Source organism: Salinivibrio sp. ML290 (assembly GCF_001995695.1).
GTDB lineage: Bacteria > Pseudomonadota > Gammaproteobacteria > Enterobacterales > Vibrionaceae > Salinivibrio > Salinivibrio siamensis.
The window spans coordinates 36,712-57,309 of record NZ_MUEY01000012.1 but is presented as its reverse complement, the minus strand read 5'-3'; the positions used below and the strand labels follow the sequence as shown (position 1 = coordinate 57,309).

Sequence of the window (20,598 nt, the reverse complement as noted above, 5' to 3'; positions counted from 1 at the left end):
AGGATGAGTTATGGATATCTTTAAATCGCAGGAGTCAAATGTTCAATGTTACGCCAACAACTTCCCCGTTGTGTTTGAAAGCGCTAAGGGTTGCTGGATCACGGGCGTAGACGGCAAGCGCTACCTCGATTTTCTTGCTGGCGCCGGCTCGCTCAACTACGGGCATAACAACCCAACGTTGAAAAAAGCACTGATCGAGTACATCGAGAAAGATGGCATTACACACGGCCTGGATATGTACACAGGTGCAAAAGCACGCTTTCTCGAAGTATTTAAAGAGCACATCTTGGCACCGCGTGAGTTGGACTATAAGTTCCAATTCACTGGTCCAACAGGCACCAACGCAGTTGAAGCGGCAATGAAGCTTGCTCGTAAAGTAACAGGCCGCGCAAATATTGTGTCTTTCACCAACGGCTTCCACGGCTGTACATATGGTGCATTGGCAGTGACGGGTAATCATCATCACCGCGGTGGTGGCAGCATCCCTGTCAACAACGCTGTGACACGTCTTCCGTATGATGGCTATGCAGACGTTGATGGTTTAACTTTGTTCGAAACCATGCTTAATGACGCATCAAGTGGTCTAACAGGCGGTGATAAACCTGCTGCCGTGCTTCTTGAAGTCGTCCAAGGCGAAGGTGGCCTAAACGCAGCCTCTAATGAGTGGTTGCAGCGCCTGCAAGACATTTGTAAGGCACACGATATCTTGATGATCGTAGATGACATCCAGGCTGGTTGTGGCCGTACGGGTACGTTCTTCAGCTTTGAGCCGTCAGGCATTAAGCCCGATATTGTGACGCTGTCCAAATCAATTGGTGGTTATGGCCTGCCAATGGCTGTGGTCCTACTAAAACCTGAGCTGGATCAATGGGCACCGGGTGAGCACAACGGTACATTCCGTGGTAACAACCACGCGTTTGTGACTGCCGCGGAAGCGATTGACACATACTGGCGTGATGATCAATTCCAAACGCATATTCAAGAACGTGCCGATCAATTGAACAAAGTGTTGCAAGAGATGCTTAACAAGCACGGTGATCTTTTTGAGACCATCAAAGGCCGCGGCTTGATGCAAGGCATTGCGTGCCAAAATGGTGATATTTCAGATGAGATCTCCAGCCTGTGTTTTGACAATGGCATGATTATCGAGACCGCGGGTCCAGATGATGAAGTCATCAAATTCTTCTCGCCACTGACAGTCAGTGAAGCAGAGATGGAAAAAGGCCTGCAGATCTTCGTTAAGTCTGTTGAGCAGTATAAAAAACAGAAGCTCAAGAAAGCATCGTAATCGCGAAGACGGCGATCCCCGCTTAACGAAGAGACGTTGAAGGAATAAACATGATTGTTCGTACATTAGAAGAATGCCAGAAAACTGAACGCCGTGTGGTGGCTGAAAATTGGGAAAGCGTACGCATGCTGCTACGCGATGATAATATGGGATTTTCTTTCCATATTACCACCATCTATGCCAACACTGACACGCACATTCACTACCAGAACCACTTAGAGTCTGTGTATTGCATGTCGGGTGAAGGTGAAATTGAAACCACGGACGACGGCAAGGTTTATCCTATTAAACCTGGCACACTGTATATCCTAGACAAACATGACGAACACCAGCTTCGTGCTAACAAAGGTGTTGATATGGTCATGGCCTGTGTGTTCAACCCACCTATTACTGGGCAGGAAACGCACGACGAGAACGGTGTTTATCCATTAGTCGATTAACCGTCATGGGGCAGCCGGATGCTGCCCCTGTAAACCCAATCGACTCCCTAATTCATAAAAGCCCACAAGGAGCTCACATGAATCATACCGTTGAAAAGATCGGCGGTACGTCGATGTCAGCCTACGACGCTGTCATGGATAATATCTTTTTGTACCCGTCAAACCCGTACAACCGCATTTTTGTCGTTTCTGCTTACGCTGGCATCACGGATGCATTGCTGGAGTGTAAGCGTTCGGGTAAGCCCGGCATTTATCGCCTTCTCGCGGCAAATAACCCTAAATGGCGTGATGCGATGGACGAGTTAGAGCAACGTATGCTGCTCATTAACAGCAATATGTTCCCCGATCCTGTATACCGTGAGCGTGCTGATAACTTTATCCGCCAACGCATGGAAAAAGCACATAGCTGTATCGAAGGTATACTCGAAACCTGTAACTATGGGCAGTTTTCTCTGGAAAGCTATCTACCACAAATTCGTGAGTTCCTCTCCTCTATCGGCGAGGCGCACAGTGCGCACAACTCAACGCTACTGCTCGAAAGTGTGGGAATTAACTCACGATTTGTTGACCTCTCTGGTTGGGATAACCCCGATGAAGGCAAAGGCGACCTCAACACGGTGATCGCCAATGCTATGGAAGACATTGACTTCAGTACTGAGCTGCCCATCGTTACCGGCTACGTCTATTGTGATGAAGGTCTGATGAAGACCTATGACCGTGGTTACAGTGAAATGACATTCAGCCGGATTGCTGTGTTAACCAAAGCAAGTAGCGCGGTGATCCACAAAGAATATCACCTAAGCAGTGCCGACCCTCGCATTGTAGGTCCAGAGCGTGTACAGCCAATGGGCCTCAGTAACTACGATGTGGCTGACCAGCTTGCTAACTTAGGGATGGAAGCCATCCACCCGAATGCAGCCTCTGGTATGCGCGCTGTGGGTATCGAATTGGTTGTGAAAAACACCTTCGAGCCTGAGCACGCGGGTACGGTGATCTCTCACAAATATCGTCCAAAAGACAAAGAGATCGAGATCATCGCCGGTCGAGATAAGGTGCTAGCTCTCCACATCTTTGACCAATCAATGGTTGGGCATGTTGATCAGGTCAGCTATGACGTGATGGAAATCATTCGCGAAGAGAACGTGCAGCTCATCAGTAAAGAGATGAATGCCAACTCAATTACCTACTACCTAGACGGCAAGACAGCCAGTCAAGATAAGGTGATTAATCGTGTTGAGAAGCTCTACCCGAAAGCGAAGATCACGGGTGAAATGGTCGCACTGATTTCTGTCATTGGTAGTCGTATCGACTCAAACCAAACCATGAGCAAGGGTATGCTGGCGTTGCTTGACGCAGAAATAAACCCTAAAGCGGCTCACTCGTCGATGCGCGATGTGGACGTGCAATACGTAGTACTTGATAAGTTCTACCACGCGTCGATCTGCGCCCTACACGCTTGTTTTATCGAAGAGCCTACGCCTAAGCCAACCATTCGGGCCGCTTAAGACTCTGGTGCATATGACAAGCGAAAAACCATACCCCCTTACCTAAGGGGGTTTTTTAGTTTTATAAGCTAGCCTAAACCCCCTCCTTGCGATTAAAAACCAACTTAATCACCTCTCAATGTTGATAAAGTCTAACTAAACGGTAAAATTCCGCACTTTATCTTGATAGCTGTAGTGCCTTTATGATCGATCCCAATATGCTCCCCGTTTATTTAACCGCGGTTGTCGCACTTTTGCTGGTGCCCGGACCGGATATGTTGCTAATCGTGAGCGCAAGTCTCAGCTATGGCAGACGGGTTGGTATGGCCGCAAGTTTGGGCAATGCAACGTCAGGATTGATCCTTACCGTGTTAGCCGCAACCGGCGTATCGGCCATGATTGCGATGTCGCCAACGGCCTTAACCATTCTGCAATACGTGGGGGCAGCGTATTTACTCAAAATGAGTGTCGATACGTGGCGCGCCCGTCCAACAGACAGCGCCGAGCTCGCTCATCATCAAGGCATGGGCAAATACCTCTATAAACGCGCGGTCATGACCAACCTATTGAACCCAAAGGCGTTACTGTTTTTTGTGTTGTTTTTACCGCAGTTTATCTCGCATCAAATTCAAGCCTCGTCCAGCACGCAATTACTAACGCTTGGTCTCCTCCTCAACCTATTAGGGCTCGCGTTTAACCTGCTTTTAGTGGCAATAGTCGGCAAGCTTGGCAGTGCAATGCTCACCAATACCCGTGTCCAAATGTATCAGCATAAAATCATGGCATTGGTTTTTGCGGCACTCGCGGTCTGGCTTTTTACCCAACAGTCGTTGTAATCCATCCACTTAGCTGGGTAAAAAACCGACGAACCAGACGTTGAGCGATAAAAAGTCAGACAGTTGTCTGATATATTATACCGCTGTCAGTCGTATAACTGACTTTGGTTCGTTGGTGGCGTCTAACGCCCTTGCCTTTATCGGATGGATTCGGTCACGTGTTTAATCTTCACCTTCCCACACTGACTCTGGCTTACATCAGTGTGTTCTGGCTACTCACCATTGGCGTTTTGTTGATTGGGTGGCAGTTTAATCAGCACAAAGATATCAAGCTTTGGGGACTGGCTTGTCTGCTGATCTCAACGGGCACGTCGGTGTATAACATTGGCAATGTCACCGAAACGTCGGGGCTCGTCTGGATTGGCACCACAGCCGCGATCTGCTCTCATATTCTGGTGTGGTTAGGCACGCAATCCTTCGTGGGCACGTCCTCGTCGTGGCGGACGGCTTCGCTGGCAGCACTCTTGGGTGTAGGGGTTTATACACTGATTCTTGCCAATCATATTCCGCTTGCGCTCCGTATTACTTGGTACTGTGCGTTTTACGTGGCAATGCACCTTGCGGTTTTAAAACTCATTGTTGAGAGCCCAGAGAGAAAGCGGATAGGTTTTACTCTCTATGCGTCCGTGCTCTTCCTCTTACTGATACTTTATGGACTTCGTGCCTACTTCGCCTTTGACACACCGATGGAAAACACCGGCCTATCTCAACGTTATATCGCCGTGTATTACTTGATCTTAATGGCCGAGTTCGTCAAGTTTATGACCTTCATTTACCTTTGTTTTGAGCGACTGGAGTACACACTTTGTCAACTTGCGCTCCGTGACACTCTGACACAGCTTCCGAATCGACGCGCCTTTATGACGCAATCCGCACAGTGTCTCCTTTCTAACCAGCCGAATGCCCTTATCCTTGCTGATTTGGATAACTTCAAAAGTATTAATGATGTATATGGTCACCTTGCTGGCGATCAGGTATTGGTCGCTTTCAGCCAACACTTAGAACGGATCACCCAACAAGAAGGGGCGTTTTGCGCCAGAACGGGAGGTGAAGAATTTATTTTGCTACTCAGTGGCCAGTCTGTGCGTCGCGTACAAGAAATAGCGCTACAGCTGAAACGACAAATCGAGGCATGCCAGGTGACGACCGAACATGGCCATCACATCCAGTTTACGGTGAGTATCGGCGTCGGCATCAAGCGCCAAATGCAATATGTTGCGATGAACCAGTTATTTGAGTGCGCAGATACGGCTTTATATGAAGCCAAGGCCCGCGGGCGAAACCGTGTAGAATTTGCGTTAACTGAACATCGTGATGCGCCCTCCAGTGTGTCACCAACATCCAACCAATCGCCCATCAGCCAAGAAACTGATAATCCTTCTCTGCCTAAACGTTATCTCGAGCGTCAATCTTTGTCATAATAGGCGTTCAGCCCGTAATAGGAGAACGTGTAATGGATGAGAACACCGCCACGCTACTGAATCTGCGTGTCATTGAAGTCAGCGACTATCAACCCTTAGCAGAGTTGATGGATCTCGTCTTCCCGGATGTCGGCGGTGCTTGGCCTAAGAGCACGATCATGCAACTGGTCACCGCTTTCCCGGATGGCCAGATATGCATTGAAGATAATGGAAAAATCGTCGCCGCCGCGTTAACGCTAAAAGTATCCTACAACCGCTTTTCACTGCCGCATACCTATGCCGACATTATCACGGATGACGGTGTGGTATTCCACGACGCAAAAGGGGATGCACTGTATGGCCTCGACGTGTTTGTACACCCGGATTATCGTGGCCATCGCCTTGGCCGTCGACTTTACGAAGCGAGAAAAGATCTGTGTCAGGCGCTGAACCTAAAAGCGATCCTCGCCGGCGGCCGTATACCTGGTTATCACAAACACAATGATGTTTCGGTGACGGATTATATCAATAAAGTCAGAAGAAAAGAGATTCACGACCCGATCCTTTCTTTCCAGCTATCTAATGACTTTGATGTTAAGCGTTTGATGAATCGCTATTTGCCCGAAGACGATAAGTCGGCGGGCTATGCCACACTGTTGGAGTGGGATAACTTCTTCTATGAAGAAGATGCATCCTCCGTGCATGATATTGAAAAAACCATCGTCCGCCTCGGGGTCGTGCAATGGCAGATGCGTCATGTGCTCTCAGTGGATGATCTTTTGAATCAGGCCGAATTCTTTGTCTCATCCTTAGCCAACTACCAGTCAGATTTCGCGCTCTTTCCCGAGTTTTTCTGTGCACCATTGATGGGGCTTGCACCTGATAAGCGCTCCGTCGAGGCAATTCGCTTTCTCAGTGAATTTACCCAGGCGATTAAGCAACGTTTTTCGCAATTGGCCGTCACCTACAACATCAATATTATCGCTGGCAGTATGCCCGTGTTGGAAAATAGCAAACTGTATAACGTCTCCTACTTAATGCACCGCGACGGTAGCATTGATGAGCAATACAAAATCCATATTACGCCGCACGAACAACGTGACTGGGTGATCGATGGCGGGGATACGGTCAAAGTCATTGAAACCGACGCGGGCCGGGTGGGTATTCTCACCTGCTATGACGCCGAGTTTCCTGAGTTGGGGCGTATTCTTGCTGAGCAAGGTGTACAGATCCTATTCGTGCCCTTTTGGACCGATACCAAGAACGGTTATTTACGCGTGCGCCTTTGTGCTCAAGCACGAGCGATTGAAAACGAGTGTTATGTCGCGATCGGCGGCAGCGTGGGCAACCTTCCTCGGGTAGATAATGTGGACATCCAGTACGCTGAGTCTGCGGTATTTTCACCCTCGGATGTCTATTTTCCGCACGATGCGACACTCGCGGAAGCCAATGCCAATACCGAGATGATGATTTTCGCAGACGTCGATTTGGACAAGCTCAAAATGCTGCATGAACGAGGTTCGGTAACGAACTTGAAACACCGTAGGCCCAAGCTCTATGCCAGCCATTTAAGCCAAGAGTAGCCTTAATACAGCCCTGCCGAATGCGGGGCTTTTATTCGTAAGCGGGAGACAAAAAGACTAGATTTCCATGCACTCTTGCCAAAAACTTCTATCCTTACTCAACAGACTGCTTGTTTTTTAGCCAATGTGGCGTTGAGGTGAGATCATGAAGCTCAAATATAAAATGCTAGTCAGCTTACTGGGTGTGGGTTGCCTCCCCGCGTTAATCATTAGTTTGCTTTCTCTTCATACCGCCTCGTCGTCACTCGAGCATCAAACGTTTAGTCAGCTTGAAGCGTTGAGAGAGGTAAAAAAATCAGCGGTCACACGCTATTTCCAAACCGCTGAAGGGCAGATAATTACCACCGCGGAAACCCCTTCCGTGTCCAACGCCATGGCCAGCATGATTGATGCCATGGACACACTTCCTTCTCGTACCGCCCAAACACGTTCACAACTGACCAGCTATTATCAGCGTCACCTCATTGACCCACTTGATGAGATCAGCACAGAATCACTCCCCAAGGCGAGAGATTTGGTGAACAACCTGACGCCACAAGTAGTGGCGCTACAACAAGCCTACTTAGTCGACAACCCTTATCTCATGGGAGAAAAAGGCGCATACCAAACCAGTGGCCAATTGCCTCAGTACGATCAAGCTCACCAAGCCATCCATCCCTATCTACGTGATGTTCAGGAAAAGTTTGGCTACTACGACATCTTTATGATCGAAGCAAGCCAAGGACACATCCTTTACTCCGCCTCCAAAGAACTTGATTTCGGCACGTCGCTAACAACAGGTCTGTTTAATACCTCTGGCCTGGCCGACGCTTTCCGTCAAGCGAAAACCTTAGCGGATGGCGATACCGTGATTATTGACTTTTCGCCCTACACAGCCTCGAACAACGCGCCGGCAGGGTTTATGGCATCGCCGATTTATCACAACGGTAGCGTGATTGGCGTGCTCGCCTATCAATTCCCGATAGATAAGCTCAGTGCCATTATGGCAGAGCGAGATGGACTGGGAAACACAGGTGAAACCTATCTCGTTGGCCCTGATAACTTGATGCGATCAGACTCCTTCTTAGATGCCGAGCATCGATCGGTCTTCGCCTCATTTATGCACCCCGCACAAGGTCGCGTTGAGACGCTTGCCGTTGAGCGTGCGATGCAAGGCGAAACAGGCATTGATGTCATTAACGATTACAACGGTAACCCCGTGCTCTCTGCCTACGCACCGCTAACCGTCAGTGGACTCAGCTGGGCAATCATTGCGGAAATGGACGTCAAAGAGGCGTTTGCAGCACTCAACGAACTACAAGGACTCATCGTCACCGTGTTGGTAATTGCGGTGGCCATGATCGCAGTCACTGCCATTCTGTTAACACGTTCGGTTACCCGCCCGATAGGTGGCGAACCGGCTGAGATGGCCAAGATAGTACAAACGATTGCCGACGGCGATCTAAGAGTAAGCTTTGACGCTAGCCCCAACGCAACGGGGATCTATCGCTCCATGCGTGCGATGGCAACAAACCTCACCACCATGGTGTGCGATATTATTGGCGCCACTAACCAACAAGCAGCAGCGGCAGAGCAATTATCCTCCTCGAGCGTGCAAACACTCACTAACTTTGAAGCCCAAAACGCACGAACAGAACAAGTGGCGGCGGCAATGGAAGAAATGACGGCCACTGCCAATCAAATTTCCTCCAGCTCCGCCTCGACAGCCGATGCCACCGAAAAGGCGCGTTCACTTATCCATAGCGGAGACCAACAAGTGACCGAGTCTGTCGATGCGATGCAAGATCTTGTCACGCGTCTCAATCACGCCAAAGAAAAAACGGATGCGCTCGGGCAAAGCGCTGAGGATATCTCCAGCATATTGCAAACTATTGGCCAAATTGCTGATCAAACCAACCTGTTAGCATTGAACGCTGCCATCGAAGCGGCACGCGCGGGTGAGCAAGGTCGCGGCTTTGCCGTCGTCGCCGACGAGGTGCGAACGCTGTCGCAAAGCACGCAACAAGCCACAAGCGAAATCACACAGCTAATTGAAAACCTTCAGCACAATTCCAACACCACGACGCAGGCTATCTCAGAGAGTGCGACGACCGCCAACTATGTGTCGGAACGTGCAGAAGCAAGCTTATCATCGCTCAAACAAGCGGTGAACGCGGTGGACGAAATTGCAGACATGGCGATGCAAATGGCCAGTGCCTCAGAAGAGCAGTCTCTCGTGGCAACTGAAATCAATCAGAACTTAGAAGAAATTAACACCATGACCGGTGAAAACCGTCAAGCCATGGACCAAATCACTCAAGCCACACACAACCTCAGCAAGCTGTCTCATACACTAAAAGGTCACACGCAAAAATTTCAGTGCAAACAAGCTTAATTGAGCGGCATAACGTGCTCTGAGTACTAATCGCACTGACTTTGTTCAAGGTCAGTGCATTTACTGGTGTAAAGGATCACTCTCTTGGTAGAATCAACCCGTTTCTGCGTAAGCGTTATTAAGAGAGATTCCGAATGGGACGAAGTTTTGAAGTTCGTAAAGCGTCAATGGCGAAAACCCAGGGCGCGAAAATTAAGGTTTATTCAAAGTACGGTAAAGAGATTTACGTATGTGCTAAAAATGGCGGCTCGGATCCTGAGAGCAATCTATCACTGCGTCGTTTGATTGAGAAAGCGAAAAAAGATCAGGTTCCAGGTCATGTGATCGACAAAGCGCTTGATAAAGCCAATGGCACAGGTGGCGAAAACTATGAAGTGGCGCGTTATGAAGGCTTTGGGCCTGGCAGCTGCGCGGTGATTGTTGATTGCTTAACGGATAATAACAGCCGTACTTATATGGACGTACGCCAGTGCTTTGTGAAAAACGATGCGAAAATTGGCACGCCCGGTGCGGTGTCTCATATGTTTGAGCACCAAGCTGTTTTCCAGTTTAAAGGAGATGATGAGGAAGGCACGCTTGAAGCCTTGGTCATGGCTGATGTGGATGTGTCAGACATCGAAGCAGACGAGGGTATCATTACAATTTTTGCCCCTCACACAGAGTTTTTCAAAGTGAAAAATGCGCTAAGTGACTATCTTGGCGACACGCCGATTGATCTTGAAGAGATCACCTTTGTGCCTCAAATCGACACTCAGGTCAGCGGCGAGGATGTTGAACGTTTTGAAAAGTTCCTCGATATGCTTAACGACTGCGACGACGTCCAAAATGTCTACCACAACGCAGAGCTAATCTAAGCACAATAACTAAGCGCCATGTCATCATGGCGCCTTATCGCTCACCCAGTTGCGTGAGTAGCATTTGCGAAAATAACGCCCAGTTTTGACGAAATCTATCATCCCCCTGCAGTACATAACTTTGCAAACCAGCACCAAGGAAAAAGGCATCCACGACACGAATTGCCGTATCAATCTGATGCTGCGGAATCTTCCCCTGATAAAAATACTCAATCGCACGCGTGTATTCCGTTAAACCATGTTGAGAAAAGCGCTGAATAGCCACCCTAAACTGTTCATCAAATAAGGCTTGGGTTGTAAAGCTATACATCGCTTTCATCGCATAAGGCTCACATTGCATGGTGAGGTACAAGGTATCCCCTGTCACTTCGAGATAACTCTCAAAATCATCAAAATTTGCAGGCTCGGCCACGGCAAGAAACATAGAGATTAATTCATCAACCGCTGCATATTTGACGGCATCAAGATTGTCAAAATGATGATACAGCGCCCCTTTGCTGATTCCGGCTTTCTTCCCTAATTTTGTCGCCGTTAATGCAGCAAGCCCCTCATTTCCAACGATTTCTAGCGTTGTCGAAAGAATGTGTTGGCGCATAGCACGCGACGCAATTTCGTTTTTGTTCATCGTTTTTTGATCAAAAGTGAAAGTCCAGATGAAAAAATAAAACATACCGAATGTTCATTCAAATTTTTTCGGGCAAAATGTGACCGATAACCGAATGATTTCTCAACACGGAAGCGTCGGAAGAAAAAAGAGGATGAAAGTGGATGTTGTAAAATAACAGAACAAGGCTCAAAGACAGGTTCAAACGCAATGGCTACAATGAATAGAGGCAGAACTGATAAGAGGTTAAGTAAGTGATGAAAAGAGTGTGGGCGTTGCTGTTAACACTAGCGGTTGCATGGCCGGTGAGCGCTAAGACCACGTATGTGGTTGGCGTACAGAGTTTTTCACAGTATTACCCGTATTCAGCCTACTCTAACCGTAACTATTCTGGCTTTAACCGAGAGCTGTTGGATATGTTTGCCAATGAATACCACTACCGTTTCGTCTACAAAGCGCTCCCCCTAAGACGCCTTTACCACCGCTTTGTCGAGGGCGCTGTCGATCTGAAATATCCAGACAGTCCAGATTGGAGCCCAGACATTAAAAAAAAGGTCAGTGTGACATACAGTGATCCTGTGGTGAGCTACACGGATGGCGTCATGGTTATTGACCAACACTATGGCCGGCCTTTGGATGAATTCCGTTTTCTCGGTGTGGTAGCCGGATTCACTCCCCACCCTTATCAATCACGTATCAGCGCCGGAAAAATACGTGTCGATGAAAGCTATCAATATGATTCGCTGTTAATGAAGGTAATCAGTGGTCGCGTTGATGGCGGCTACGCCAATATTGACGTCGCACAGTTTTATCTTGACCAAATGGGCCTCAAAAAAGGCTCGGTAAAGTTTGATGATACCCTCCCACATGTGAAAGGAACTCGTCACCTTTCAACAATTCACTATCCAAAACTGATTAAAGAATTTAACCAATTTTTAGCTGATAACCAAGCCAAGATTACTGAACTAAAAGCACGTTATGGGCTTGAGTGATTGAGGTTTATTTCTTCATTTCAGTCCACAGTGCTGTATACTCGACACGCCATTTCAGGCAGGATGATGCGGTTGAATCAGAGAGAGAAGAGTTGCTTTGCGTAATCAGCTTATCAGTTTAGATTTGTTTTATGCCATTGAGCACCTTATGCCCGGAAAGCGCACTGCCGCGTTATTCCGTCGGTCAATTAAACACCTCCCCGTAACCACTTTGGCGCTTACCCATTACGACTCCGCTGCAGGGCTTCAGCTCGCATTATTCCGTCATTGCCGTAACTATGTGGCTTTTACACAAGGCAAGCCCATTTCGCCTGATTTTGATTTCTCTGGTACCGCCGAGCAAATATTGGCTGCCGAATCAGTGATGAAAGCCTTTATTCGTGGCGCCTACTGGTGGGTGGAATATCATATGAGTCTGTATCGTGACGATTGGAGCCAAGAGCAGTCTCAACGTTGGTTAAAGGATTTACGTCTGCTGGTACAAGTCATTATCGGTGTCGGGAACTGTACCAATGCTGAATTTTTGATCACACACCGAGGCCCTATCCAAGCCCTGACTTACGATACACACCTCGAGCCTTTTCTCACCAATTATTAATCATCCAGGCACGCGCCGAGATCCGAGTTTGTCTATTGATTGAGCATCCCACACTGCTTTCGCTATTTCGTCACGTTTATTCGCTAGCCTAGGCCCATGACGATGACACAAGGTTCACCATGAAGCGATTAAAGCGGTATCAATACGAGCGGTATGCCATTTTATGCCGCGCCTCTTATCCTACCTTTTTTAATCACACGCAATACGGCTTCAGTCCGAGTGGACGACGTGATATTTACGACCGCTGGGGGCGCTGTATTATTCGTGTACTCTGGCGAGATGATGACGATGTGGTGGTGGTATTTCGCGGCTCGCAAACCTTGTGGGACTGGCTAGTAAATTGTGCCTGTGGTCCTAAGCGTATTCGCATGGCTAACACTTATTGTTACGTACACTGGGGGTTTCACTACTTACTGACACAAAAAAGTTTACCCTGGCAACAGCACAAGCGTCGTTACCAAGCTATGACCACGAGCCAGTTTGCTGATGTTGCACAAGCGGCGGATATGGCTTCCTTAGACGGCGATACGGTGCTCGATAAACTCTGCTCCGCCCTGTCGCCTTTGGTTCAGGCCAACAAAAAAGTCTCTTTTATTGGTCATTCGTCAGGCGGCGCGATGGCGGTTATTGCCGCGGCGATGCTTCAACCACAAATGGGCAGTGCTATTAAACGCATCGTCACCTTTGGTCAGCCTGCCGCTGGTATGTGGCGTTTTAAGCGGCATTATCCCTTTCATACCAAAACTTATCGTATCTGTTGTGATGTCGACATCATTACCTTCTTACCCGGGATTCCTTTTCTGTATTGGCATGTCGGTCGGCTTCTATGGCTACATGAGAACAAAATCTATACCGACACGTCGTCACTGATTCGCGTGCTCAGGGTTTTATTTAGCTGGCTCGCACGCCCCATCGCGTATCATTACATGGATAAATACATCCGACGCAAAGATTACTTTGACCAACACTAATTGGCCTGTACCAACCAATACGTGATCTTGATACCAGCTTCCTTCACTGTCCCAAGACTGTCACCCAGCAGTCACCCCGTTTTCATATTGCCTCGCCACACTTTTGACCGGCTTTGGCGATGCACTTTTTGGCGCATCGCTATCACCTAAATCATAAATACGATAACGAACAGAAAGGAATAATTGTCGTGAGCAAGCATATTGACCAACGTCCGCTGGACGCAGAACCCGAATTCAATCGCTTTATTGATGCCGCCGTAAGTCGTCGCCGCTTTTTACAAGGCGCGGGCGCCGCTAGTACGGTCGCTTTTTTTGCCGCTAACCCTGTTGCCAAAGCAGTGGCTGGCAGCATGAGCAAAAGTGAACTGATAGGCTTTGACGCAATCCCAACCTCAACCGCTGATACAGTCAAGGTGCCTGCTGGCTATAAGGCAGACGTACTGGTGTCTTGGGGCGATCCTATCTTTACTAATGCGCCTGCTTTTTCGCAACAAAACAATGCCGATGCGCAAGCTCAGCAGTTTGGCGACAACAACGATGGCATGACATTTTTCCCGCTCGCCAATGATCGCGCCCTGCTCGCGGTCAATAACGAGTATATCAACGATGAGTATTTGTTTACGCACGGTGGAGAAAACATCTCAGCCGATGATGCGCGCAAATCGCAAGCGGCGCATGGCGTCTCTTTGGTCGAACTCAAAAAAGTCGATGGTCGCTGGACAATCAATCCGCAAGGTCGCTTAAACCGTCGTATTACCGCTTATACAGAAATGGCAATGACAGGTCCCGCCGCCGGCCATTCACTGCTCAAAACCGCGGCTGATCCGTCGGGTAAAATGATCCTCGGCACTTTTAACAATTGTGCCAACGGCGAAACGCCTTGGGGCACCTATCTGACCTGTGAAGAAAACTTTAATGGCTATTTTGCTAGCGAAAAAACCGTCACCTTGGGCAAAACCTATCAGCGCTACGGCATCAGCGAAACCGATTGGGGATACGATTGGTACAAGCACGACGAGCGCTTTGATGTCGCCAAGCACCCCAATGAGCCCCACCGCTTCGGCTGGGTGGTCGAAATTGACCCTATGGACCCCAATTCGACCCCGAAAAAGCGCAGTGCACTGGGTCGCTTTAAGCACGAAAATGCCGCGCTAACGGTCAATGATGATGGGCATGTTGTCGTGTATATGGGCGATGATGAACGTGGCGAGCACCTATATAAATTTGTCTCTGAGGGAAAATACGATCCGAGTAAAGGTAGCGCTAATCGCGATTTGCTCGAGAACGGTACCTTATATGTCGCCAAATTTACCGGCAGCGACGACGAGCTCAAAGGTCAAGGGGAGTGGTTAGAGCTCACCTTTGGTAAAAATGGCCTGACCCCAGAAAATGGCTTTCCCGACCAAGCCAGCGTGCTCATTTTTGCCCGCGAAGCCGCGACGCAAGTGGGTGCAACCACCATGGATCGTCCTGAGTGGGTCGCCGTGCACGCCGACAACAAGCATGTCTTCTGCACCCTCACCAATAACAAGTACCGTGGCGTGAAAGACAGCCAACCATTAAATGCGGCCAACCCACGCACCAAAAACCCGTATGGCCATATTATTCGCTGGGCACCGACCCAAGGCGATCATACTCAGCCTACTTTTGAGTGGGACATTTTCGTGATGGCCGGCCATCCTGAAAAGCAATCTGGATTGATGGCGGGTACCGATAACATCAATAAAGACAACATGTTTAACAGCCCAGATGGTATCGGCTTTGATCGTGCCGGTCGTCTTTGGATTCAAACCGACGGTGATTACTCCAACGAGGGAGACTTCGCTGGCATGGGCAATAACCAAATGCTGTGTGCCGACACGCAAACGGGGGAAATTCGTCGCTTCCTTACCGGGCCAACATCGTGTGAGATCACGGGACTGACCTTTACCCCTGACTCACGCACTATGTTTGTGGGTGTACAACACCCAGGCGCCCATTTCCCTGCAGGCGGTGACGCCATTCCTCGCTCTTCGGTCATCATGATCACCAAAGAAGACGGTGGCGTAATTGGTACTTAACCCTTCATCGTCCAATGCTCTAAGCCTTACTTTGTTAAAACAGCCCAGCCCTTGCCAACGCAAGGGCTTTTTGCAAGTTTACGTTTTATTTTGCCTAACAAAGGGGCAGAATAGCGCCAAAACTTGCCAGAAGCATTACGGGAGCGATTTTGTTATCTGAGTTGAAAAACATCGCCCAACTGTTGGTCGAAAACAAACTATTGACCACCATTGGTGTTATCGTCTTTGTTAGCATGATCCGTCGCCTGATTTTGCGTCATATTCGCGGTGATAGTAACTTTCTCAGCGAAGATCAACGTAAGTGGATATCTCGCACTAAAAATGGTGCATTTAGTCTGCTTTTACTGTTTTTGTTCTTGTTTTGGAACACAGAAATTAGTGAGTTTGCCCTCTCGCTCACAGCCATTGCGGTCGCGGTGGTAGTGGCTTCCAAAGAAATTATCCTGTGCTTTACCGGTTCTATTCAGCGCGCCAGTTCACGATCATTTCGTATCGGGGATTGGATTGAGGTCGGTAACTCTCGTGGCGAAGTGATCGAGCACAATTTGATGGCGACCAAAATTCAAGAAATTGATACCCATCATGGGCACTATTGCTACACCGGAAAAACCGCGACATTACCGAACAGCTTGTTTTTCTCTACCACTGTGAAAAACCTGAACTTTATGAAGCGCTATGTTTATCACCATTTTCACCTGGTGATCCGTGGCGATATAAATTTATACCCCCATATTCCCGCACTACTGGCGCGTATTGATGATCACAGCGAAGACTTTATGGATATTGCCCGACGTTATAACCATGTGATTGAGCGCCATGCTGGTGTCGATCTTCCTGGCCCAGAGCCTTATCTTTACCTCTCGCACACAGAGACAGGAGAGCAACTGGTGCATGTGCGATTGTTTTGTCCTACCGAGCGTGCGGCCGAATTAGAGCAGCTCATTCGCGAGGATGTGATGACGCTTTATTGCGAAAAGCTGCTCCCCGCAGCAGACGGTAAACTGAGCGAACAAACCGAGCGGCCAGAGGCAGAAACGGCCACACCTTCAACACCGGCTTGATATAAAAAAGCGCTCGTGGCTATCACGAGCGCTATCCACTAAGTAACAACACATCACGCCTAAGAATCACTTACAGTAAAAACAACGTTCCTAAGCCTAAGAAAGCGACAAAACCGACGATGTCAGTCACCGTGGTTAAAATCACTGAGCCTGACAGAGCCGGATCAATCTTCAGCTTCCCTAATAACACAGGTACAAAAATCCCCGCCAGTGCAGCACTGATAATATTGGCGACAATCGCGGCGCCAATCACCGCACCGAGTCCCCAGCTTTCAAACCAATAACCCGCAATAGCACCAATCACAAGCGCCCAAAGCACGCCATTGAGTAGCCCCACTTTAAATTCCTTACTCAAAAGGGGCTTTAAGTTAGCCTTAGATATTTGTCCTAACGCGAGGCCTCGCACGATCAGCGTCAGCGTTTGACTACCGGCAATCCCACCCATTGAGGCGACCACGGGCATCAATACGGCAAGCGCGACCACTTGTTGCAATGTCGCTTCAAACAAACCAATAAACCAAGAGGCCAGAAAAGCCGTCATCAGGTTAATCCCAAGCCATAACGCGCGATTACGCGCACTTTTCATCACCGGGGAGAATAAGTCTTCATCTTCATCCAAACCCGCCGTGGCCATGATTTGCGCTTCTGCCCGTTCCGCTTGCATCTCATAGGCAGTACCAAGGTCAAGCCGGCCAATTAACATGCCACCATCATCCAATACGGGTAGCGCGATTTCTTCACTGCTCGCGACTTTGTCGGCACTGGTATAGATATCATCACGCGCATTTAAGCTGGGAAATTGCTCGCGTACCAGCTCACTGATTTTGAGAATACCGTCCGCGCCGAACAACTTATGAATAGGCACCGCCCCCACCCAAATGCCTCGACTATCGACCACGAAGACATGATCGCAATATTTTGGCATCACCCGTCGAAGTAGACGGAGTACCACATTTACCTTGGTTTTAGCCGGCACCACCAAAGGTTGATGATCACACCAATGGCCCACTTGAGTATCCGCATATTGTTGCGCAGAGGCGTAGCGTTGCTTTTGCTCCGAGTCCATCCGACCGAGCGCTTCCTCTAACAGCGGTTCGGTCAACACATCTTGCAGTTCCAACAAGGTGTCCGCGTCGAGATCAGCGAACAGTGTATGTAGCTGTGCCTCATCAACGGCACGGATAACCGCTTCGCCTGCGTCATCGCGCATCTCCGCCAACACAGGAAGCTGTATTGAAGGAGAGAGTTGCTCCCAAAAGCCCACACGATCGCTAACAGGTAAGGCTTCTAATAACAAAGCAAGGCTATCAACACCGTGTGCTTGCTCTATCTCTTGTATCGTTTCGGGCGCACCTTGATCGACTTTTGATAGCAAATCATCAATCACTTCTTGTCTATCACTCGTTTGCATGGTATTTCCTTCTCAACGGTCATCATGTGCACAGAAACCCAGCGACCCGCCCCGGTAGGGCGTCCCTCCCAACCAGTCTCCCATATGCCATGATAGTGCCGCTTCCAGTGTGCGATGGTTATCACATATCATCGCTGATTTTTCAGATTCTTACCACGAATAACCGCTATCACTTCTATGGTAAAAGCAAGGCAGAGCAATAACGAGTAATGATAACAATGCCGGTTCAATCAACGGAAAAAGTATGTGTGGGTTGGCGCGAATGGATTAGCCTCCCAGACCTAGATATTGCGCGTATAAAAGCCAAAATTGACACGGGCGCGCGTACTTCATGCTTGCATACCTTCAAAATTGAAGAGTTTGAAAAAGGAGGCGCTGCTTGGGTTCGTTTTTGGATCCACCCTCACCAAGGTGATGACGAACATGTTATTCAAGCGGAAGCGCCCGTGCTTGCGCGCCGTGTCGTGCGCGACTCTGGCGGGCACGAGCAACTTCGCTATGTGATTCAGACCACACTCAAAGCCGGTGAACTGTGTTATCCCATAGAGATGACACTCACCGCACGCGATAACATGCGCTTTCGTATGCTGTTAGGTCGTACCGCGATGACAGGCAACGTCATTGTCGATCCTATGCATTCATTCCTGCTCGGCAAATAGGAGTCCTAACCACAATGAAAATCGGTATCCTTTCCCGGAATAAAAACCTCTATTCCACTCGACGTCTGATTGAAGCGTGCGAACAGCGTGGTCATGAGTATAAAATCATTGACGCGCTGCGCTGTTACATGAGCATCAACTCCACACAACCGTCAATTCATCTTGCTGGCGAAGAGCTAGAAGGGTTTGAAGCCATCATCCCTCGTATCGGCTCATCGGTGACCTTTTATGGCTGTGCCGTACTGCGCCAGTTTGAAATGATGGGTGTTTTTCCCGTTAATGAGTCCGTGGCTATCACCCGCTCTAGAGATAAGCTGCGCTCGATGCAATTGCTATCACGTAAAGGCATAGGCATGCCACATACTGGGTTTGCTAGCAAGCCTGGGGATGTTGGAGACCTATTGGAAATGGTCGGCAGTGCCCCTGTGGTCGTCAAACTGCTGGAGGGCACTCAAGGCATTGGTGTCGTCCTCGCCGAAACCAAAAAAGCGGCTGAGAGTGTAATAGAAGCCTTTATGGGCCTAAAAGCAGACATTTTGGTGCAAGAATATATTAAAGAGTCCAGCGGCGCCGATATTCGCTGTTTTGTGATTGGTGACAAAGTCATCGCCGCGATGAAACGTCAAGCCCAGCCAGGGGAGTTTCGCTCCAATTTACACCGAGGTGGTTCCGCAACCTTGGTACGGATCACACCGGCAGAGCGTCGAACCGCAATTGCTGCGGCTAAAGCCATGGGACTCAATGTCGCTGGGGTCGATTTACTGCGCTCCGAGCGCGGCCCTTTGGTGATGGAAGTCAACTCCTCACCGGGGTTAGAGGGCATAGAAAAAGCCACCGGGAAAGACGTCGCGGGTATGGTGGTGGAATACATCGAAAAGACTGCTAATGCCAAGAGGACGCGAACTCGTGGTAAGGGCTAAAAGAAACAATGCTATCGATATCGGGGGCGAGACCGTTAACCCAGGTGATCGCCTTAGCTTAGAGCTGGAAATCGCCAAGCTTTATACCCACGCCCCACTCAACGTGAGTATAGAGGTTCTTAACGGCAAACTATCGGGCCCTACACTGTTAATCTGTGCGGCCATTCATGGCGATGAGCTCAATGGTATCGAGATTGTTCGCCAAATTATGGCGAGAACCGACACCCAAAAACTACGCGGAACAATCGTTGCCATTCCCGTTGTTAATGTATTTGGCTTTATTCACAAGTCTCGCTATCTGCCGGATAGGCGTGATTTGAATCGCTCCTTTCCGGGCTCTGAACGTGGCTCAATTGCCGGGCGCATGGCGTATCAGCTGTTTAATGAAGTGATTAGCCAATGCACCCATGTGATCGATTTGCATACCGCCGCTATCCACCGCACCAATCTACCGCAAATCCGCGCCAATTTAGATAACCCAGAAGCGGGGGCGATGGCGACCGCATTTTCCGCCCCTGTGGTTGTCGACGCCGCCTTAAGGGGCGGCTCCTTACGCGCAGAGGCAGAGGCAATTGGCATTCCGGTGATCACCTATGAGGCCGGTGAAGCCCTACGCTTTGAGCCTTACGCAATTAACGCAGGGGTCAGGGGAGTGATACGCGTAATGCGCCACTTGGGTATGCTGCGTCAGTCGCGGCGGAAATTACCTTACAAACCCGTCACAGCCAGAGCAACCCGATGGGTGCGCGCCGATGCCGATGGCATATTCCGCAGCCACATTGCACTGGGTGAAATGGTCTCCAAGCAACAAGTAATCGGTATCATTTCTGATCCAGCAGGCAGCCAAGAGGTAGAAGTGATCGCGCCTCAGAGCGGTATCCTCATCGGGCAGCAAACACTGCCCGTGGTCAATGAAGGTGACGCTATCTTTCATATTGCTTTTTTCTCACAGTCTGACGATTTGATTGAACAACACTTGGAGGGTTATCGAGACCAAGTCAAAGACGACCAAGATGATGAGTTAAAGTGGGGAATTGGTACGCTATCAACATGATCGAGTCAC

Annotated in this window: 18 protein-coding genes; 16 read left to right on the top strand and 2 right to left on the bottom strand. The window is 49.1% G+C overall.

All coding sequences use genetic code 11. The annotated features are described in order from the left end of the window. Positions 1 to 10: 10 nt before the first annotated feature. From ectB to BZG23_RS11680, 8 genes are all read left to right on the top strand, one after another. Entirely contained in the window at positions 11 to 1,288 is a 1,278-nt protein-coding gene (gene ectB, locus BZG23_RS11715; RefSeq protein WP_077607042.1) for a diaminobutyrate--2-oxoglutarate transaminase, read from the top strand. A 50-nt stretch (positions 1,289 to 1,338) separates the two neighbouring features. Next, on the top strand, positions 1,339 to 1,728 hold the full coding sequence (locus tag BZG23_RS11710; RefSeq protein WP_046075984.1) for an ectoine synthase: 390 nt from the start codon (positions 1,339 to 1,341) through the stop codon (positions 1,726 to 1,728). A gap of 77 nt (positions 1,729 to 1,805) precedes the next feature. Continuing rightward, positions 1,806 to 3,233, top strand: coding sequence for an aspartate kinase (locus tag BZG23_RS11705; RefSeq protein ID WP_046075985.1), 1,428 nt, complete (start codon positions 1,806 to 1,808; stop codon positions 3,231 to 3,233). A gap of 182 nt (positions 3,234 to 3,415) precedes the next feature. Next, complete coding sequence (locus tag BZG23_RS11700) at positions 3,416 to 4,048, top strand: LysE family translocator (protein ID WP_046075986.1); 633 nt, start codon at positions 3,416 to 3,418, stop codon at positions 4,046 to 4,048. A 158-nt stretch (positions 4,049 to 4,206) separates the two neighbouring features. Then, positions 4,207 to 5,469 (top strand): GGDEF domain-containing protein, encoded by a 1,263-nt coding sequence (locus BZG23_RS11695; RefSeq protein WP_052708153.1) that lies wholly within the window; start codon positions 4,207 to 4,209, stop codon positions 5,467 to 5,469. 32 nt (positions 5,470 to 5,501) lie between these two features. Next, a complete protein-coding gene (locus tag BZG23_RS11690) occupies positions 5,502 to 7,031 on the top strand; it encodes a bifunctional GNAT family N-acetyltransferase/carbon-nitrogen hydrolase family protein (protein ID WP_077579272.1) in 1,530 nt (509 codons plus the stop codon). 145 nt (positions 7,032 to 7,176) lie between these two features. Then, a complete protein-coding gene (locus BZG23_RS11685) occupies positions 7,177 to 9,405 on the top strand; it encodes a methyl-accepting chemotaxis protein (RefSeq protein ID WP_077607041.1) in 2,229 nt (742 codons plus the stop codon). 134 nt (positions 9,406 to 9,539) lie between these two features. After that, complete coding sequence (locus BZG23_RS11680) at positions 9,540 to 10,259, top strand: YebC/PmpR family DNA-binding transcriptional regulator (protein WP_046075989.1); 720 nt, start codon at positions 9,540 to 9,542, stop codon at positions 10,257 to 10,259. 34 nt (positions 10,260 to 10,293) lie between these two features. Here the strand turns inward: BZG23_RS11680 and BZG23_RS11675 are convergent, their stop codons facing one another. Next, positions 10,294 to 10,929: a TetR/AcrR family transcriptional regulator gene (locus BZG23_RS11675; RefSeq protein WP_052708154.1), complete on the bottom strand. Its 636-nt coding sequence runs from the start codon at positions 10,927 to 10,929 to the stop codon at positions 10,294 to 10,296. 188 nt (positions 10,930 to 11,117) lie between these two features. On the opposite strand from BZG23_RS11675, the gene BZG23_RS11670 reads away from it, so the two are divergent. The 5 genes from BZG23_RS11670 to BZG23_RS11650 all read left to right on the top strand — a co-directional run bounded on the left by BZG23_RS11670 (position 11,118) and on the right by BZG23_RS11650 (position 16,545). Continuing rightward, the gene (locus BZG23_RS11670; RefSeq protein WP_131825380.1) at positions 11,118 to 11,855 is read left to right on the top strand and encodes a substrate-binding periplasmic protein; all 738 of its coding nucleotides are present in this window, start codon (positions 11,118 to 11,120) and stop codon (positions 11,853 to 11,855) included. A 97-nt stretch (positions 11,856 to 11,952) separates the two neighbouring features. Next, the gene (locus BZG23_RS11665; protein ID WP_046075991.1) at positions 11,953 to 12,453 is read left to right on the top strand and encodes a hypothetical protein; all 501 of its coding nucleotides are present in this window, start codon (positions 11,953 to 11,955) and stop codon (positions 12,451 to 12,453) included. A gap of 119 nt (positions 12,454 to 12,572) precedes the next feature. Beyond that, positions 12,573 to 13,424: a lipase family protein gene (locus BZG23_RS11660; protein WP_077607039.1), complete on the top strand. Its 852-nt coding sequence runs from the start codon at positions 12,573 to 12,575 to the stop codon at positions 13,422 to 13,424. Between the two features lie 188 nt (positions 13,425 to 13,612). Next, entirely contained in the window at positions 13,613 to 15,484 is a 1,872-nt protein-coding gene (locus BZG23_RS11655; protein ID WP_443216288.1) for a PhoX family protein, read from the top strand. A 149-nt stretch (positions 15,485 to 15,633) separates the two neighbouring features. After that, positions 15,634 to 16,545 carry a mechanosensitive ion channel family protein gene (locus tag BZG23_RS11650; RefSeq protein WP_241837213.1) on the top strand — a complete coding sequence of 304 codons (912 nt, stop codon included), beginning with the start codon at positions 15,634 to 15,636 and terminating at the stop codon, positions 16,543 to 16,545. Positions 16,546 to 16,615: 70 nt separating this feature from the next. On the opposite strand, the gene BZG23_RS11645 is transcribed toward BZG23_RS11650, so the two are convergent. Beyond that, complete coding sequence (locus tag BZG23_RS11645) at positions 16,616 to 17,956, bottom strand: magnesium transporter (RefSeq protein WP_046075490.1); 1,341 nt, start codon at positions 17,954 to 17,956, stop codon at positions 16,616 to 16,618. Between the two features lie 218 nt (positions 17,957 to 18,174). Here BZG23_RS11645 and BZG23_RS11640 point away from each other — a divergent pair, with 218 nt between their 5' ends. Genes BZG23_RS11640 through BZG23_RS11630 form a run of 3 tightly spaced genes read left to right on the top strand, consistent with a single transcriptional unit; the run spans position 18,175 to position 20,589 of the window. Next, positions 18,175 to 18,615 (top strand): ATP-dependent zinc protease family protein, encoded by a 441-nt coding sequence (locus tag BZG23_RS11640; protein ID WP_046075491.1) that lies wholly within the window; start codon positions 18,175 to 18,177, stop codon positions 18,613 to 18,615. Between the two features lie 14 nt (positions 18,616 to 18,629). Then, the gene (gene rimK, locus BZG23_RS11635) at positions 18,630 to 19,535 is read left to right on the top strand and encodes a 30S ribosomal protein S6--L-glutamate ligase (RefSeq protein ID WP_046075492.1); all 906 of its coding nucleotides are present in this window, start codon (positions 18,630 to 18,632) and stop codon (positions 19,533 to 19,535) included. Further along, positions 19,501 to 20,589: a succinylglutamate desuccinylase/aspartoacylase family protein gene (locus BZG23_RS11630; RefSeq protein ID WP_046075493.1), complete on the top strand. Its 1,089-nt coding sequence runs from the start codon at positions 19,501 to 19,503 to the stop codon at positions 20,587 to 20,589. Before rimK ends, BZG23_RS11630 begins: the two co-directional genes overlap by 35 nt. The last annotated feature ends 9 nt before the right edge of the window (positions 20,590 to 20,598 follow it).

Coding starts and splice junctions, on each gene's coding strand:
- BZG23_RS11660 (WP_077607039.1), top strand. CDS start 12,573: ATGAAGCGATTAAAGCGGTATCAATACGAGCGGTATGCCATTTTATGC.
- ectB (WP_077607042.1), top strand. CDS start 11: ATGGATATCTTTAAATCGCAGGAGTCAAATGTTCAATGTTACGCCAAC.
- BZG23_RS11680 (WP_046075989.1), top strand. CDS start 9,540: ATGGGACGAAGTTTTGAAGTTCGTAAAGCGTCAATGGCGAAAACCCAG.
- BZG23_RS11630 (WP_046075493.1), top strand. CDS start 19,501: ATGCCAAGAGGACGCGAACTCGTGGTAAGGGCTAAAAGAAACAATGCT.
- BZG23_RS11640 (WP_046075491.1), top strand. CDS start 18,175: ATGCCGGTTCAATCAACGGAAAAAGTATGTGTGGGTTGGCGCGAATGG.
- BZG23_RS11710 (WP_046075984.1), top strand. CDS start 1,339: ATGATTGTTCGTACATTAGAAGAATGCCAGAAAACTGAACGCCGTGTG.
- BZG23_RS11705 (WP_046075985.1), top strand. CDS start 1,806: ATGAATCATACCGTTGAAAAGATCGGCGGTACGTCGATGTCAGCCTAC.
- BZG23_RS11690 (WP_077579272.1), top strand. CDS start 5,502: ATGGATGAGAACACCGCCACGCTACTGAATCTGCGTGTCATTGAAGTC.
- BZG23_RS11700 (WP_046075986.1), top strand. CDS start 3,416: ATGATCGATCCCAATATGCTCCCCGTTTATTTAACCGCGGTTGTCGCA.
- rimK (WP_046075492.1), top strand. CDS start 18,630: ATGAAAATCGGTATCCTTTCCCGGAATAAAAACCTCTATTCCACTCGA.
- BZG23_RS11685 (WP_077607041.1), top strand. CDS start 7,177: ATGAAGCTCAAATATAAAATGCTAGTCAGCTTACTGGGTGTGGGTTGC.
- BZG23_RS11675 (WP_052708154.1), bottom strand. CDS start 10,929: ATGTTTTATTTTTTCATCTGGACTTTCACTTTTGATCAAAAAACGATG.
- BZG23_RS11645 (WP_046075490.1), bottom strand. CDS start 17,956: ATGCAAACGAGTGATAGACAAGAAGTGATTGATGATTTGCTATCAAAA.